19 protein-coding genes are annotated in these 14929 nt (G+C 38.1%); 8 read left to right on the top strand and 11 right to left on the bottom strand.

Annotated features, from left to right (window positions below; genetic code table 11):
• Positions 1–161: 161 nt before the first annotated feature.
• Complete coding sequence (locus tag ACOV1Q_RS00090) at positions 162–326, top strand: hypothetical protein (protein ID WP_424492395.1); 165 nt, start codon at positions 162–164, stop codon at positions 324–326.
• Between the two features lie 94 nt (positions 327–420).
• Here ACOV1Q_RS00090 and ACOV1Q_RS00095 read toward each other — a convergent pair whose 3' ends face one another.
• The 6 genes from ACOV1Q_RS00095 to ACOV1Q_RS00120 form a co-directional block, all read right to left on the bottom strand.
• Entirely contained in the window at positions 421–609 is a 189-nt protein-coding gene (locus ACOV1Q_RS00095) for a hypothetical protein (protein WP_424492396.1), read from the bottom strand.
• 16 nt (positions 610–625) lie between these two features.
• Positions 626–1618: a DUF1028 domain-containing protein gene (locus ACOV1Q_RS00100; RefSeq protein ID WP_424492397.1), complete on the bottom strand. Its 993-nt coding sequence runs from the start codon at positions 1616–1618 to the stop codon at positions 626–628.
• Between the two features lie 215 nt (positions 1619–1833).
• Positions 1834–2022, bottom strand: a complete 189-nt coding sequence (locus ACOV1Q_RS00105) for a hypothetical protein (RefSeq protein ID WP_424492398.1) — start codon at positions 2020–2022, stop codon at positions 1834–1836.
• A 12-nt stretch (positions 2023–2034) separates the two neighbouring features.
• Positions 2035–2211, bottom strand: a complete 177-nt coding sequence (locus ACOV1Q_RS00110; protein WP_424492399.1) for a hypothetical protein — start codon at positions 2209–2211, stop codon at positions 2035–2037.
• 156 nt (positions 2212–2367) lie between these two features.
• Positions 2368–2583: a carboxylesterase family protein gene (locus ACOV1Q_RS00115; protein WP_424493377.1), complete on the bottom strand. Its 216-nt coding sequence runs from the start codon at positions 2581–2583 to the stop codon at positions 2368–2370.
• Positions 2576–2707, bottom strand: a complete 132-nt coding sequence (locus ACOV1Q_RS00120; protein ID WP_424492400.1) for a hypothetical protein — start codon at positions 2705–2707, stop codon at positions 2576–2578. Before ACOV1Q_RS00120 ends, ACOV1Q_RS00115 begins: the two co-directional genes overlap by 8 nt.
• Positions 2708–3018: 311 nt before the next feature.
• On the opposite strand from ACOV1Q_RS00120, the gene gntA reads away from it, so the two are divergent.
• Positions 3019–3702, top strand: a complete 684-nt coding sequence (gene gntA, locus ACOV1Q_RS00125; protein WP_424492401.1) for a guanitoxin biosynthesis heme-dependent pre-guanitoxin N-hydroxylase GntA — start codon at positions 3019–3021, stop codon at positions 3700–3702.
• A 97-nt stretch (positions 3703–3799) separates the two neighbouring features.
• Complete coding sequence (locus tag ACOV1Q_RS00130; protein ID WP_424492402.1) at positions 3800–4378, top strand: DUF1989 domain-containing protein; 579 nt, start codon at positions 3800–3802, stop codon at positions 4376–4378.
• A 242-nt stretch (positions 4379–4620) separates the two neighbouring features.
• Here ACOV1Q_RS00130 and ACOV1Q_RS00135 read toward each other — a convergent pair whose 3' ends face one another.
• The gene (locus tag ACOV1Q_RS00135; protein ID WP_424492403.1) at positions 4621–5355 is read right to left on the bottom strand and encodes an SDR family oxidoreductase; all 735 of its coding nucleotides are present in this window, start codon (positions 5353–5355) and stop codon (positions 4621–4623) included.
• Between the two features lie 178 nt (positions 5356–5533).
• On the opposite strand from ACOV1Q_RS00135, the gene ACOV1Q_RS00140 reads away from it, so the two are divergent.
• Complete coding sequence (locus ACOV1Q_RS00140) at positions 5534–6223, top strand: FMN-binding negative transcriptional regulator (RefSeq protein ID WP_424492404.1); 690 nt, start codon at positions 5534–5536, stop codon at positions 6221–6223.
• Positions 6224–6314: 91 nt separating this feature from the next.
• On the opposite strand, the gene ACOV1Q_RS00145 is transcribed toward ACOV1Q_RS00140, so the two are convergent.
• On the bottom strand, positions 6315–7481 hold the full coding sequence (locus ACOV1Q_RS00145; protein WP_424492405.1) for a PQQ-dependent sugar dehydrogenase: 1167 nt from the start codon (positions 7479–7481) through the stop codon (positions 6315–6317).
• A 441-nt stretch (positions 7482–7922) separates the two neighbouring features.
• A complete protein-coding gene (locus ACOV1Q_RS00150) occupies positions 7923–9239 on the bottom strand; it encodes a DUF5723 family protein (protein ID WP_424492406.1) in 1317 nt (438 codons plus the stop codon).
• Between the two features lie 1037 nt (positions 9240–10276).
• On the opposite strand from ACOV1Q_RS00150, the gene ACOV1Q_RS00155 reads away from it, so the two are divergent.
• The 3 genes from ACOV1Q_RS00155 (at position 10277) to ACOV1Q_RS00165 (ending at position 11497) form a co-directional block, all read left to right on the top strand.
• Positions 10277–10690, top strand: coding sequence for a hypothetical protein (locus ACOV1Q_RS00155; RefSeq protein ID WP_424492407.1), 414 nt, complete (start codon positions 10277–10279; stop codon positions 10688–10690).
• Positions 10687–10899 carry a helix-turn-helix transcriptional regulator gene (locus ACOV1Q_RS00160; protein WP_424492408.1) on the top strand — a complete coding sequence of 71 codons (213 nt, stop codon included), beginning with the start codon at positions 10687–10689 and terminating at the stop codon, positions 10897–10899. Before ACOV1Q_RS00155 ends, ACOV1Q_RS00160 begins: the two co-directional genes overlap by 4 nt.
• Positions 10900–11320: 421 nt before the next feature.
• Entirely contained in the window at positions 11321–11497 is a 177-nt protein-coding gene (locus ACOV1Q_RS00165) for a histone H1 (RefSeq protein WP_424492409.1), read from the top strand.
• Positions 11498–11513: 16 nt separating this feature from the next.
• Here ACOV1Q_RS00165 and ACOV1Q_RS00170 read toward each other — a convergent pair whose 3' ends face one another.
• Entirely contained in the window at positions 11514–12191 is a 678-nt protein-coding gene (locus ACOV1Q_RS00170) for a copper homeostasis protein CutC (RefSeq protein WP_424492410.1), read from the bottom strand.
• Between the two features lie 98 nt (positions 12192–12289).
• Here ACOV1Q_RS00170 and ACOV1Q_RS00175 point away from each other — a divergent pair, with 98 nt between their 5' ends.
• Positions 12290–13051 (top strand): DUF481 domain-containing protein, encoded by a 762-nt coding sequence (locus ACOV1Q_RS00175; protein WP_424492411.1) that lies wholly within the window; start codon positions 12290–12292, stop codon positions 13049–13051.
• Between the two features lie 516 nt (positions 13052–13567).
• Here ACOV1Q_RS00175 and ACOV1Q_RS00180 read toward each other — a convergent pair.
• Positions 13568–14599 (bottom strand): LacI family DNA-binding transcriptional regulator, encoded by a 1032-nt coding sequence (locus tag ACOV1Q_RS00180; protein ID WP_424492412.1) that lies wholly within the window; start codon positions 14597–14599, stop codon positions 13568–13570.
• Between the last annotated feature and the right edge of the window lie 330 nt (positions 14600–14929).

Here is a 14929-nt window from a genome sequence, read left to right on the forward strand (position 1 = left end):
ATTACTCCTGAATTAAATTCCTACATTTTAAACTAAATTCGCCAAAGTTCTAAACCTCGGAAAAACAGTAGGTTTCTTATTGATTTTCCGATTAAGCAAAGTTTTTGGTCGCACCTGAATCTAATATTCTTTTTTACTCTTTGTGCCTCATTTTGTTGGTGATGATTGTATTTACTGCCTACCAACTCATCCTGGTCATGCGCAGCAATGTGAATTACGAAAAGAAACTTCAGAAAATTGAAAAGAAGGCGCAGCTTAGAAAGCTCCGGGAAACTAAAAAAATGGAGAAGAGAGCAGCACGCTACAGACAGAGGTCGGCCAGCTAGTGCTTCAAAAATGGCATTTCAGCCACCCTTTACCTCCTTCTATTACTTACCTTTTTTAAATATTTACCTCGAGGATTTTTTTTATGCAACTAATTTAGATTCCCGAATATCCCGTAGCACGAAGCAGTACCGCATCAATGTGTGAGACGTTGTTTTGATATTCCTCATTCTCAAGATGATATAACTTCAGCTCATAGAATTCCCGAATGGAAGTTTGACAAACAGCTTCTGAATTAGCTAAAAAACAAAGTAGGATAATTAATAAAGAGGATAAATTTTTCATAGGGCTTGGTTTCGTTTTATTGCTCCAGAATTTGCTGTAATCCATCTTCAGAAACATTCAGCAATCCAGATGAAGGTAAACGCCGGGTCATTGTTCGCCAGTTCTTATCTTTCTTAAAAATAGTTTTCAAAAGCGGCAACGCCTCCTCTAACCTGCCACTATTGGCAAGTGCAATAGCAGTCCAGTATTTCATCTCAAGATTTTCGGGGAATAATTCCTGCGCTTTTCCATACTGCTCCAAGGCCTCCTCCACATCATTTTCCTCCATGGCCAAATCTCCACGATTCATAAACTCATAAGCCCTTGCTACAGATAGAAGACGCTCCAATTCCGTTAAAGGTTGCGAATGATCATCTACTCTAAGGTCAATCTTTTTCTCTTCCCAGGAATTCTCTACACGGTCACGCCCCACCACGATAAGGGCAGCAGATTGTTTTCCGCGAATGTCCCCTCCTGCAGACTGAGCCGCTTGCAAAACCTTAACCACCCGTTCGGCCAGAGGTAAACCTGAATGCTCCTGAAAAGCCGCTTTCATGACCGGCACCACTTCATCGTTCAACATCATATTCGCCTGTACCGAAAAATTTCGCCCCACATAATGAGAAGCCGACTCCACACAATTTTTTCCGGTATAGGCCGCTGCCTCTCCCATGTTATCCAAAAATGCCACCTGGCGGTAAGCTTGCCCCGAATCCTCAGACACCAATTTTTCTAACGCTTCAGAAGCAGAAGTTCCTTCAGCCATTAATGAAAGCCCCTTAGGACCATAAGCAGGATTTACAAAAGATTGAGTAGCCACCACACCCACACCGGCTTTCCCCCATGAAACAATAGAACCTACAGAAAACCAATGACTTTGTACGCCTACCGCCATTTCACCGGTAATCGAATCCCGGGCAACAATGGAAAAAGTATGTGCAAATGCGTCTTTTGAAGGAGAATATTCCTGGGCTACCGATTGGCCATTAATTAAAAGTAAAATCAGAAAGGCAAATAAACTGGTTTTCATCATAGAAGGATTTAAAATCCTTTAAATATATACATTTTCTGAGAAGAAATACATCATGAAGTTCGTGGACCACAATGAAAAAAATAGTGAGACCTTAGCAGCCAGTAGACAAAAAAAGTCCCGATAATTCAATTATTGCAGCTCTAATTGTAGGGATTAGATTCTGAAACTCCTGAAGGATCGGGACGCATATTTAATTAAGAAACGAGGGACTTTTATTTTCGGCTTTTTAAAGCCCTATAAGCATAATATCCAATTCCAAAGGCAGCTGCTGTACCTATAGTAGCCACACTACCTCTTTTTATAAAAGATTTTCCCACTTTCAATGCTGCTGTTTTCGCCAGCAGTTTCATGGTAGATGTAAGTACTTCTTTCAAATTTTCATTGGAATATTTCGCTAACATTTTTTCCTTTTACTATTCTTGAGAAAGAGGTTCTCCTTGTTTCTTTTTGTACAATTTATATCCAAGGTAACCTGCGCCGGCAACGGCTCCCCATTTTAGAAGGCTTCCCGTCATTTTAAATCCTTTTTTTGCAGCCCATAACTTGGCTCCTTTTTCTGCTGCTTCTTTCGCAGTTTTCTTCACGTCCATAATTTGTTTATTTTAGTTTGATGTAAGATCGGGATAGATTCGAACCCAACACGTTAAGAACTTTCCAAATAACACTTTTTTAACGATAAACAAAGCTGCTCCAAAATAACCTTTTTGAAACACTGCATTAACATGGGCATACCACTTAAGATCTTCTTATTTATCGTTCCCGTAAGATTTGTCAAGAAATAAATAGCACTCTTCATTAATGGCATTTTCCACCCGAGTTTCCAAGTCTACAATTAAAACCGGCGGATTCTTCTCTGCAGCTTTTGCCGAAGGCCACTGCGGCAAACCTTCTTCATTAGGATTTCCGGTTTTGATAAAATTTTCAAGATACTGCTGAATGGTCTCTGAAAACAGATTATATATCTTTGATCAAGGTAAAATTTTCGTTTCGGCTAAGATTTCCGAGGAAATATTTTATTTCTACAGCATGCGGAACGGCCGCAGGCTTGGTAGTTCCAACCTGCTTGTGAATCAAAAGATTCTTCAATAGTGCCTTTCTTGAAGAGTGATTCGCACCGTGCTTTGCTCCTGTGCGATCATTGTTCTCCCTATGATACAGAAAACAAAAGTTAGGAGATAAATTCTTTTTTAATGAGTTTCAATATTGGCGGTTAGATTTATAAAGATGGAACGAATCTCCCTAAATCTACCATAAAGGAGCTGATATGTTTACATGGAGGAGGTAATTATTTAGGCCTCAATGTTAATCTATTTCTAAAAATGCATTAAGAGCTTCATAAACAGGGCAGAGATGGGCCACAAAGACAATATTTTTGAGAATAACTAAGAAATCTATATATGACTTCCGGAAATCAAATTCTTACACAAGCCCCACCACGCGAAGAAGAAATGGAATCGCAATTTGAAGATTTCATTATTGCAGGTAATCACCCCTGTGTGATGGCACAAAGCGTTTTCACACAAAAACAAGTTGATTTTCACGCCTATGGCGAAATTGGAACGCCTGCTGCGGCAGGGGAAATTCTGGAAGATCTAAAATCTTACCTTTCTAAATACGATTTCAGCTCTAACGACTTCTTCACTTTTGTCGCTGCTTTCAGGAATACTGAAAAAATGAGTGAAGAGGAGTTTGAACAAAAACTCTGGCAACAGCTGCAATACATTCATGAAATTGATGAAGCGGCCTGGGATGAAGAGGTAAGCCCCGAAGCTGATAGTAAAAATTTTAGCTTTAGCATTGCAGGTAAAGCTTTTTACCTGGTGGGGATGCACCCAGGTAGCTCAAGAATGGCCCGACAGAGTCCTTTCCCGGTGATGGTTTTCAACCTGCACTGGCAGTTTGAGAAATTACGTGAAATGGGTGCGTATGGAAACGTACGGAATAAAATAAGAGAAAGAGATTTTGAACTTCAGGGGAATAACAACCCTATGCTGGAAGATTTTGGAGAGAAAAGTGAAGCCCGGCAGTATAGTGGTCGCGCAGTGGGTGAAAAGTGGAAATGTCCTTTTCACCACAAATAGACCTTCACGCGTTTGTGCTTCTACAAATTTTATAACTTCGTAAAACCACTTTTCTAATTACTTCGAAACAGGAAACTTTTCAGCATTTATTTTATTTATGATTCAAAAAATTGAAAAACAATCGGGTGCCGCTTTTAAGCTTCAAAAAGGGCAAAAATTGAAGGTTATTGATCCAAAGGGACAACAGGTTAGTGATATGGTACTTTTTAATGCCGATGATTCAAAAGAAAAGATTTCTTCAGGAAAAACGCTAGATTTCGAAGAAAGTATTTTGATCACTAAAGGAAACCATCTCTGGAGCAACCGAAGCCGGAAAATGATGAATATCCTGGAAGACACGAACGGTCGCAACGACTTTTTGCTTGCGCCCTGCAGTCCTGAGACTTTTAAAATCATGTACAACAACCCAAATTACCACCCGAGTTGCTTTGAAAATTTATACACCAACCTGGCTCCTTATGGTATTGAACCCGATGATGTCCCTACTGCATTCAATATTTTTATGAATGTACAATTTGATGCTGAAGGGAAATTGAGCGTTGATCCACCCTTAAGTAAGGCCGGGGATCACGTTCTTTTTGAAGCCGAAATGGATCTTATCGTAGCTCTCACCGCATGCTCCGCTGAAGACAGTAATGGCGGAAGTTTTAAACCAATTCATTACGAGATAATTTAAAACGAACGGAAAACGCACACGTTCCCGCTCATTTTGAAAACTATTTTAAAATGCCATTTTTCAACAGTATCCTAAACTGGCTTTAGAATCCACCTAAAAAAAGACATTTCCTACTGTAAAGATTTAATTGAGAAAATCTTTTGCTATGCTACTTCTCATATGTTCGTCATCCGGAATTTCATTATGCAATTCTGAAAGAAATTCAGAATGACGGCGTTTGATTACCTATACTTTGAAATTCTTTAAGCTTTCCCCGTAGGTTTTATAAGAAGCTCATTTACGTTCACACTGTCCGGTTGAGAAACTGCATATAATACAGCATCGGCGATGTTCTCGGGCTCAAGATGAGGTTCTTCATCGTAGCTGTAATCTTTTTCTTTAAGCAGTTCGCTATCGCTAATATCATCCCTAAGATTGGTCGCCACCGTTCCCGGTTCAATAGAAGTTACTCTGATATTAAAATCTGGTGATAGTTCCATTCGCATTGCTCTTGAAAGCTCAATAATCGCCGCTTTGGAAGCTCCATACACCGCACCACCTTTAAAGATCTCTTTCCCATCAACAGAAGCAATATTTACAATATGGCCACTTTTTCGCACTTTCATGGGCGGAAGCGCCTCATGAATGCAGCGCAGCGTACCTTTCACATTAACTTCTATGGTTTGCAACCATTCATCGAGATGACGATTCTTGAGATACGTGAGCGGCATGACTCCGGCGCAATTCACCAATATGTCTACCTGCCCGAGTTCCCGGTAGATGTCTTCAAAAGCACCCTGCACACTTCCGGTATCGGTAACATCCAGACGAACAGCCAAGGTATCGGTTTCTAATTCCTTTTCTAATTTCTGTAGCTTATCGATGCTGCGACTTGCCAGCGCCACCTTACAACCTTTTGAAGAAAGTTTGCGGGCAATGGCTTCCCCAATGCCGCTACTGGCACCTGTCACAACTGCTACTTTATTTTTAAGTTCCATTTTTTCTGATTTTTCTCAAGATCGATTTTTTATGATGAGTGAGCAGTTAAAGACTTTTTAAATAACAGGACTTTAACTTCGTAACGGTTACTTTAAAAATTAATTTCCGAAAGAATGGACGCAATAAAATTTGTCACTCCAAATTTATCTCTGCCTAAATTTAACTTCAAACTTACAAATGATTTTACTGGATTCACATAACATAAAAGTTGATGTTTTTGCAAATTCGCCAAATCTGCTTTCCTTTACAGTTATGTATCAGCCTAAAAAATATCGAAAAGAAGATCCTGCCTATATCTTCGAATTTATAAAACAAAACCCATTTGCCACTTTCGTGATGCAGGGGAAGCAGCTACTTGCAACGCATATTCCGATACTCGTTCAGGGAAAACCGGAGGACTTTACATTATACGGACATATTGCCAATCACAATGAACAGTATGAGTCTTTAAAAGACGGTGAGGAAGCTCTATTGATCTTTAAAGGCGCCGATGGATATGTTTCTTCTTCATGGTATCAGGAAAAGGATATTAGCACCTGGGATTATTCGGCGGTGCATGTAAATGTAAGGCTGAAGCTTCAGTCCCGCAACGAGTTGGAAAATTCTCTTGAAAAATTAATTGCACATTTTGAAGAGGGGCAGGAGAAGCCTTTGTACTACCACGAACTTCCAAAGCAAATGGTGGAAGATCACCTACCACACATCACCGGCTTTTGGTGTGAGCCAATAAGAATTCAGGCAGTGGCGAAACTACACCAGACTTACGGTAAGCAAGATGTACATTCTGTCGTGGAGCATTTAAAGACAAGGGGGGAAACATCGGCCTTAGCAAAAGACATTGAAGAAGAAAATAAGCTAAAAGATTAAGGTTAAAAAAGGCTTGCTTTCTTCAACCATTCCGCCCCGAAAAGAGGGCGGATTTGGATGAACAACAATTTCATTTATCACTGCAATATCGCTAATCCTCATATGAGATCCTGTAGACGATTCCGTTTTCATCATCGGTTACCAGGAGCGAACCATCTGGCAATTCAGTGAGGCCTACCAGGCGTGCGAAACGTGATTGACCATCATCGGTTAGAAAACCCGTGACAAAATCTTCAGAATTTACAGGTTTTCCATTTTCAAAATCTACTTTCATGATCTTATAACCCGAAGCAGGTTTGCGGTTCCAGGAACCCCTAAAAGTGACAAAAGCTGAATTTCTATACTCTTCAGGAAACATTTCGCCCTCGTAAAACTTCAGATTCATGGGCGCACTATGGGCGGTGAAGAGCATTTCAGGTTCTGTAGACATCTCGGCATATTCTTTCCAGCTCATGTCGGCAGGTTCATCGGCTTCATTGATTTTTCCGTCAGCATAAATGTAAGGCCAGCCATAATTTGAACCTTCGGTAATGCGGTTTAGTTCTTCCTTTTGCTCATTATCTCCCAGCCAGTCTATGCCATGATCCATCCCGAAAAGCTCATTTGTCTCCGGGTGCCAGTCAAACCCTATGGTGTTCCTTAATCCTTTGGCAAAAATGGTTCTATTGCTGCCATCGGGATTTGCACGAAGCATCGTAGCATTTTCTTCACGAGTCTCATCACAGGCGTTGCAAGTACTTCCTACAGAAATATATAACATCCCATCGGGTCCAAATGCTATTGTTCTATTTGGATGCTGCCCGCCATCGGGAAGATTTTCTATGATCTTTTCCAGTTCCCCTACGGTACCATCTTCATTCATGGGCGCACTAAAAACTTCATTTACAGTAATGAGATAAAACATATTGTCATGAAAGGCAAGGCCATGAGATTGTGGTTTAGAAGCGATCACCTGCTGTTGATCTGCCTTCCCGTCGTTGTTGGTGTCCTTAAGCAGAAGCACCTCATCCTGGCGTGTACTTACATAGATATTTCCCTGAGGGCTCACCTCGATGATACGCGGATTTTTAAGACCCTCAGCAAATTTTTCAATTTTAAAGCCTGCCGGTAACTGCAACTGGGAAATACGTTCATCTGTAGCTTTGACAATTTTAGGCTTAAAGATATGTCCCGTAATACTTTCAGAAATAATGCTGTCCTGCTGTTGCGCGTTCAATGAAATACTGCCTAGAAATAGAAGTAGTAGAATTTTTCTCATAACAATTTGATTTTTAATCTTTTCAAGATCAAAAATTAGTTGTTAATCTTCAGAAACTGAGTTAAGGCTTGGTTAAAACAAAGGAATCTTTGCTTCTAGAATTATGGCTAAATAAGTGTTTCGAGGTACTGAAAGAACAACACGGCAAGAAGGCAAAATAAAAGAAGCGCTACTACGACAACTTTATTAACTTTAAAGGGATTCATATAACTGGTAAATTATGAGGATAAAAGTATGTAATACACTTTTCCTAGCAATGTTTCTTAACAAAGGTTTAAAATAACTCATAAATCCTGCCCCAAAAAGTGCTTTCTAAGGGAAGATTTAAGCAGCAAATACAGAAAGGCCACAAAAGAACATTAAGTAAAAAAATGTCTTATGCGGCCTCTTTTTTACTACTTTAAAAGCTGAAGAAATGCCTCACAAAGCAGTACGGCTAAATTATCTATAAATAGGAATTTTTAAACCTAAATAGACATCGGTTGTTTTACTGGAATCGGAAATATAATTACTAATTATAGAACCGGAACCTAGGCTTAATGGTCCTAAACGCAATCCAGCACCCATTATCAATCCATCATACTGCCTTAAGCCCACAGGAAGATAAAAACTAAACCACCTGGCCTGGTAACGCGGCGTAGCCACCAAAGAATTGATGATCCTGTTAGCCTGTGCCTTTTCTGCCCCTATCAAGGAGAGAGACCCCTGCAGGCTTACAAAGAGCCGCTTCTGCATTTTGTAATCCACAAAAGCATGAAATGCGGTGGGAAGGCTAATAGTACTTTTTAATTCTTCTTCAACACCTTCATAATTTTCTTCCAGTACTGTTTGTAAATCATCTTCAAATTCACTTTGGTCTACAGAGTTGTTTAGATCGTAGGTAGTCACCATGCTTTCGCTATAAGAAATACTTCCAATATCGGTTACAGAAACACCTATTTTTACTGTGTAATCGCTGTGAGCAATAGTATCAAGACTACTGTAAGGGCGATATTCATAAGCAAAACCTATATCGCCCCCAAAGCCGGAACTTAAATTTTCAAAATCAATTTCTCCACTATCAAAATCCTGACTGCTACCATAGCTGAAAGCACCCGAGGAAGACAGAACCTCTGTGGAAGCATTGTACTGCCCTATCGCAGAGGAGGTATTCATAAAGGTGGAACCTGCTCCCTGCAGGTATTTGAGAGTAACTCCTCCTTTAAGGAAATTGCTGCCGTTATCCATAAGGATATGTCCGTAAGTAAAACCTATTTCTCCCCATGCATGTATGGTCCCGCTGAAATTATTTAATTCAAAATCAAAATTTTCATTCTCATCAAAATCTTCAGAAATATTTTCATAGAGGGTACCATTTAAATTATTAAGATTTAGAAAAACTCTTGCCCTGGTAATGATCCCAATACTGCTTTTAGGAGTGAGATTAAAAATGAAAGAGGGCCCAAGAACATCTGTATTCAGAAAAAACTGGTTTTGATCTGAAGGGAACTCCTCCATACTGTCATCAAAACTAAAGCCTTCCTCACTTTCCAAAATACTGCCTATATCCATACCTAAATAGTCGCTTCCGCCAAAAGCACTGACAGATAAAAGATTAATATCTGCTCTTTGCCTACTGTCTACTACTGAAGAAGGATTAAGCGTAATTCCCTGAATTCCGCTATAATGATCCAGAGTATGGCCTATGTAAGATTGTGAAAAAGAAGCCGTGCACCAAAAGAGCCCCAAAACTGTAAATGCTTGTTGTAGTTTTTTCATGGTTGATATTTATTTCATAATAAACCTACACCAATTTTCCTCTGAAAGAAATACCTATAAGTAGGTATTTCTCTAAACCACTTCAGCCTTGGAACACAAACGTCACAATCAATTAATAGTGTCGAAGTTTAACACTATTGTTTTGTCAACCCCGTTTAAAGACTTCCCTTGTCCTATTTTTTTAAAATCATACGAAGGCTTTTCGAGATAACTCATATTTCAAATACGAAACAGCATTGAGCAGACCCACTTTAAATAAAGACCTTCCAGATTTCCAATTTTTGTACTATTCAGAAAAACCAGGAGCCATCTTTCCCTTAGATATTGAATAATAAAATCCACCGGATTATGCTCGATTCCTCTATCAGAATATAAGTAACCCGATAATTTTCTTCAGCAAATAAAAAATTCATAGAAGCCCTTAAACAAAAAAGCCTCTCCTAAATAGGAAAAGCTTCTCATTGGTTTACTAAACCAAGGTAAATCAAAAGATTTACCACAAACAACACAACTAATCGTAAGTACTGAAAAAGCTCTGAGCTTTTTATATTATGTTTAGCTCGACACTTCGAGCCGAAATCAAGTCAATTTCTTAAGCTGTAAAACATCCAAAACTGCAATAACTCTGAACTTAACAGAATTTTATCCCTTCAATGTTTTGAAAGCAGCAGGCAAATATATAATTACTAGTTTTTAATAGACAATAAAAATTGAAGAATTTAAGCTGCTGAAGACCCTCTGGAACCCTTATACACCCTGGTGAAAAATGTAGCTGAAGCGCAGAAAGGTACTGCCTGATTGATTAGTAGGGAAAAAGATGACCTTACCTTCAGAAGAATTTTCGAAAAACATATTATTCGAAGAGGCAATGTAACTTCTTTTCCTATAGAGCGCCAAGGGAAGATAATGCAGAAAACATTGTAAACTCGACCAATGAAAAATTATGTAAAGTTTATTTTACTAAATGTAAAGTTTTATTTTCTAGTAAGAAATTTTTATATACTTTCGTGTAAAGTAAACTTTACAAACTTGAAACTATGAAAAATTCTAATGAAAACTTTCAGGCCAGGATCAGGAAGAACACAGTTAATCTTGCTAAATGGACCGCTGCCTGGGTAATTACAATGGCTATCGTCTCCTTTGGGGCCAAATTAATCTGGGATTTTAATCCTGTAATCAGTGGAGTTGCAATTGCTGTGAACTTTGCTATAGGAATTGGAATGATCCTGGCCAACAGGAGACATCTTAAGGCACAGGATGAAATGCAGCGCAAGATTCAACTTGAAGCAATGGGAATAAGCCTTGGTATAGCAGTAGTAGCGGGCTTAGCTTATTCCATGATGGACATTGCAAATTTGATTCATTACGATGCAGAAATTTCCCACCTGGTGGTTCTAATTGCTCTCACTTATTTAGCTGGAGTTATTTACGGAAGTTATAGGTACAAATGAAAAACAGGATCAAAATACTCAGGGCCGAACACGACCTGACACAGGCAGATTTAGCAGAAAAACTGGATGTTTCCAGGCAAACCATTAACGCTATAGAAAAAGGAAAATTTGACCCAAGCCTGCCCCTGGCTTTTAAGATGGCTTCATTATTTCAGAAACCAATAGAAGAAATATTTTATTTTGCAGAAAAAACAGATGTAAACCCGTGATTCATGAGATTTTAAAAATGGTATTTAGAAGTTCATTTCCTTGCCTACTTTTTATCTAATGTACATCAAAATTGCAAATGTCACTTCTTGCAAAAGGGCTGGAATGCTTTGGAAATAGTTCTTCATGCAGGTTCGAGATCAATAAAACCTGATATTCTTATCCAAAAGTGACATTTTTAAGCATATTTCTCGAAAGCTCAGCTCAGAAAAGCGTTGGAATTTTATCCTTTCCGGCGCTTCCATGGAATAAATTAACTTTTAAAGATGTATGCTGTAAAATATTGAAAATCTTCATGCTCACATCATGACATGCCTCCTGGGTTGTTAAACATTAGAGAAGTACTTGTTAGAAAAACCAAAATTTCAAGGTAGACAGCGTTTATTCTGTTATTTTCGCCATCATAAACTTAAAAATATTATCATGAAAGATCTTATCGAAAACATCCAGACTACTTTTGAATCGTTTCAGAAAGATGCCAATACCCAATTAGAAGACGGCAATAAAAGCGCTGGAACCAGAGCAAGAAAGTCATCTTTGGAACTTGAGAAATTATTAAAGGAATTCCGTAAAGTTTCTATTGCAGAATCTAAAAAATAAGGAAGGTATTCTTAGATCAGCCCCCATAAATATTCTTTGTGGGGGCTGATTCTTTTGCGTTGGAATTTAAATCCCCAACAATCTTTTTCCCGTGATAAGTACCTGCGCCAACAAGGTGATGAACCTCATGTATATTTTTATCGGTAATTTTTCCTGCCGCCACAATTTCGAATTTCCTGCCAGCTACTTTTAGCATCTTCTTCAAAATTTCTTCTCCTTCAAGAGCCGTTGATTTGCCTCCAGATGTCAATACAGCTGAAACCGCTTCAATTTTTAATAAATTTCTTACCGCATCTACAGGATTTGGGGTCTCATCTATGGCCTTATGAACTACTACTTTTAAAGGCGAAGCAATTTCGGCTAGTCTCTCAATTTGTTTAAAATTCAGATTATGTTCTTTATCAAGGATTCCAAACACAACTCCTTCCACGCCCAGTTCTTTGCACAATTTTATGGAATCAATCATTTCATCGAACTCAGCTTCGGAATAAATAAAATCACCAGCCCGCGGCCTAATCATCACTCTTACCGGCAGTCCCGTTTTTACGGCCGCAACTATGAAATCCCTGGAGGGAGTGATCCCATCAAGATCCAATCGGTCGCATAGCTCAACCCTGTCTGCACCACGAATTTTTGCCTGTTTCACCTGCAATAAATTTCCCACACAGGCTTCTTTCTTGTAGCTGCTCATCATATACCCCATCTTTATTCCGAAGATAATAATTTTTTTGAACCATCTTATTTAATGGAAACCGTAAGAAGATTTTTTACTTTTGGTTTTCATTCCATGTTATGATTAGAATTCTTCTTTTAGCTATACTTTTTTTTACTCCCGGATTTCTTTCGGCTCAACTGGTAAATATTGAATCCAAACGTATGCAGACCGATTCGATACGTTATACTTTAAACGCAGACTTTTCATTTAATCATTCCAATAATGACGGTACCCAGGTCAACCAAATCGATGCTGCGCTAACTACCCAATTAAAATCAAAAGACCTTCGAAAAATCTATTTCTTTCTGGGTAGCTATCAGTTCATCGATTCCGGAGAAGAAAATCTACAAAATGCATGGTTTCTGCACGCCAGATTTAATTATAAAATTATTGAAATACTAAGATTGGAAAGTTTCATTCAGGGGCAATATAACCAACTTCTAATTGTAGAACAACGCAACCTCATTGGCGCAGGCTTGAGAACAAAATGGGTAGATAAAAAGCGTTTCACTGGTTATGCCGGAAATAGCTATATATATGAAGTGGAATATAGTGAGCAGGCAGGAACTACTAGATACAATCATCGCAACAGTACCTACTTTACGCTGTCCTATACAGCTAAATCTAATAAATTTTCTATAGCCAATACGATTTATTATCAACCGCTCTACATGGAATTGAATGACTACAGAATCCTCGAGCAATTTCGAATGGATATTCCACTTAGCAAATGGTTTAAGGTTTTCACAGTTTACAATTATTATTTTGACAGCAAAACTCCTTTGAATGCCCGGGAATACACTTCCAATCTAAATTTTGGTGCTGGACTGAGTTTTTAGAAAATTAGATAGAAAGTCACCATTCCGGATCATTCCTAAATGGATCATTTTCAAAAGTTGGGGAGGAATTTGCGAAGAGCCACACCAGAATTCACCCCATAAAAAAAGCCTCTCATTTCTGAAAGGCTTTTGCAATTTACGTTTGGACGAGATTCGAGCTATCCAGGAAATTTCTTGTTTGGCAAGGCCTTCGAAAGCGCCTATTTTAGCACTCACCGAATTCGGCACCGTTCAGAAAAGTTTAACTTCCTATTATGAGTCATATATCAAATGATATGAACTGGTATTATCCTAATCTCTGAACTTATTAATCTTTGCAGGACAGTTGAGGGCGCATTACAAAACTTAATTTACAAAACAATAAGTTAGCATCTAAATAGGGGATTCAAACTGAAGAGTTAAACAAATAATTTGAAAAAGCATATTTGAAAATTCTATCATTTAAAATGCAATTCTTCACTCTAAAAACAGCACTGACAAAGGTTGTCATGAGATGGTCTAAAATATAATATTTACTTATCTGTTTTTACGGATAGTAGAATTTCTTGCATGAAGAGTACTTTTAATAATGATTTTCCTGGGTTCAGGATTTGAATTTTTCTTATCGAGAAGGTTCAGCATCAAAGTCATAAGTTCCGTAGCCATTTCCTCTCTTGGCTGGGAAATAGCTGAAATAGAAGGAGTATGAATCTTAAAAAAATCATGATCATCAAAGGTAAGAATCCCGAATTTATCGATTAGTTCCGGCGAATTTTCTTTAAAAACCTCTAGTCCGCTTTGGGTAAGATAATTTGTAGAAAAATAGATTGAATCTAAATCTTCGCTAAAAATATAATCTTTAATCAACTCTTTTTGATGATCGTAATAACCTGCCTCAAATTCTATCTCAAGAATTTTTTCAGGCAAATCATGATTTTTAACTGCTCGTTGATAGCCTTTTTTCCTAGCCACCATTTGGGTTTGCCCCGTGTTCAAGGTAACAAAACCTATTTTTTTATACCCATTTTCAATGAGATGAAGTGCCGCGTTGTAAGAATCGTTATCATTGTCTATCCCAACATAATTGGTGTTTAAATCAGGAAAATAGCGGTCAAATAAAATTACCGGTTTTTCTTCATCCATTAATTCCTGTATATCTTCTTTTATACCCGGACTCGGACTCAAAATATATCCGTCTACCTGCCTTTCCTTAAAAAGTTTGATCAGTTCCCGGGATTTTAAATCCTTATTTTCATTACTGCAAAACAGTACCTTATAGCCTTTATCATAAGCCAAATCTTCTATTTTACGCGCTATACTTGCAAAAAAGTAGTTAGAAATATCCTCTACCATGAAGACAATAATCTTCGATTCTCCCGTCCTTAAACTTTGGGCGAGTTGATTAGGCTTGTAATTGATTTCTTTTACATAGGCCTTGACCTTTTTGATCATTTCATCGGAAATCTTTTTTTCTTTGGCCTTTCCATTTAAAACAAAGGAGACAGTTGTTACTGAAATATTTAATTTTTCGGCTATACCTTTAATAGATTGCTTTTTCGCTTTTTTCATGAAGAATGTTCGCTTCAAACCTAGAAATCAACCCCGCATCATCCTTACATAACTTCTCAGTTTCTGGATACGCTTCGTGTTTTAAGATTTGTGAAAATACATATATAAATCTATATATGGGCCACAAGACCTATATATATTATGGTGAAAAAATAAAGGAACATAATCTTATTTTTCAATATTTTTTACATGTTTACCATTAGAACATACTCAGACATAAATCGAGTCGCGTGAAGTAAAGAGGTTACAGGCCCATAAATAAATTATAAGGTGATCCTTCTTGAACACCTTATTTTAATAACTACTCCTTTAGAACGATAGGAGGTTTGA

The sequence above is a fragment of the Salinimicrobium maris genome (assembly GCF_049680855.1).
Lineage (GTDB): Bacteria > Bacteroidota > Bacteroidia > Flavobacteriales > Flavobacteriaceae > Salinimicrobium.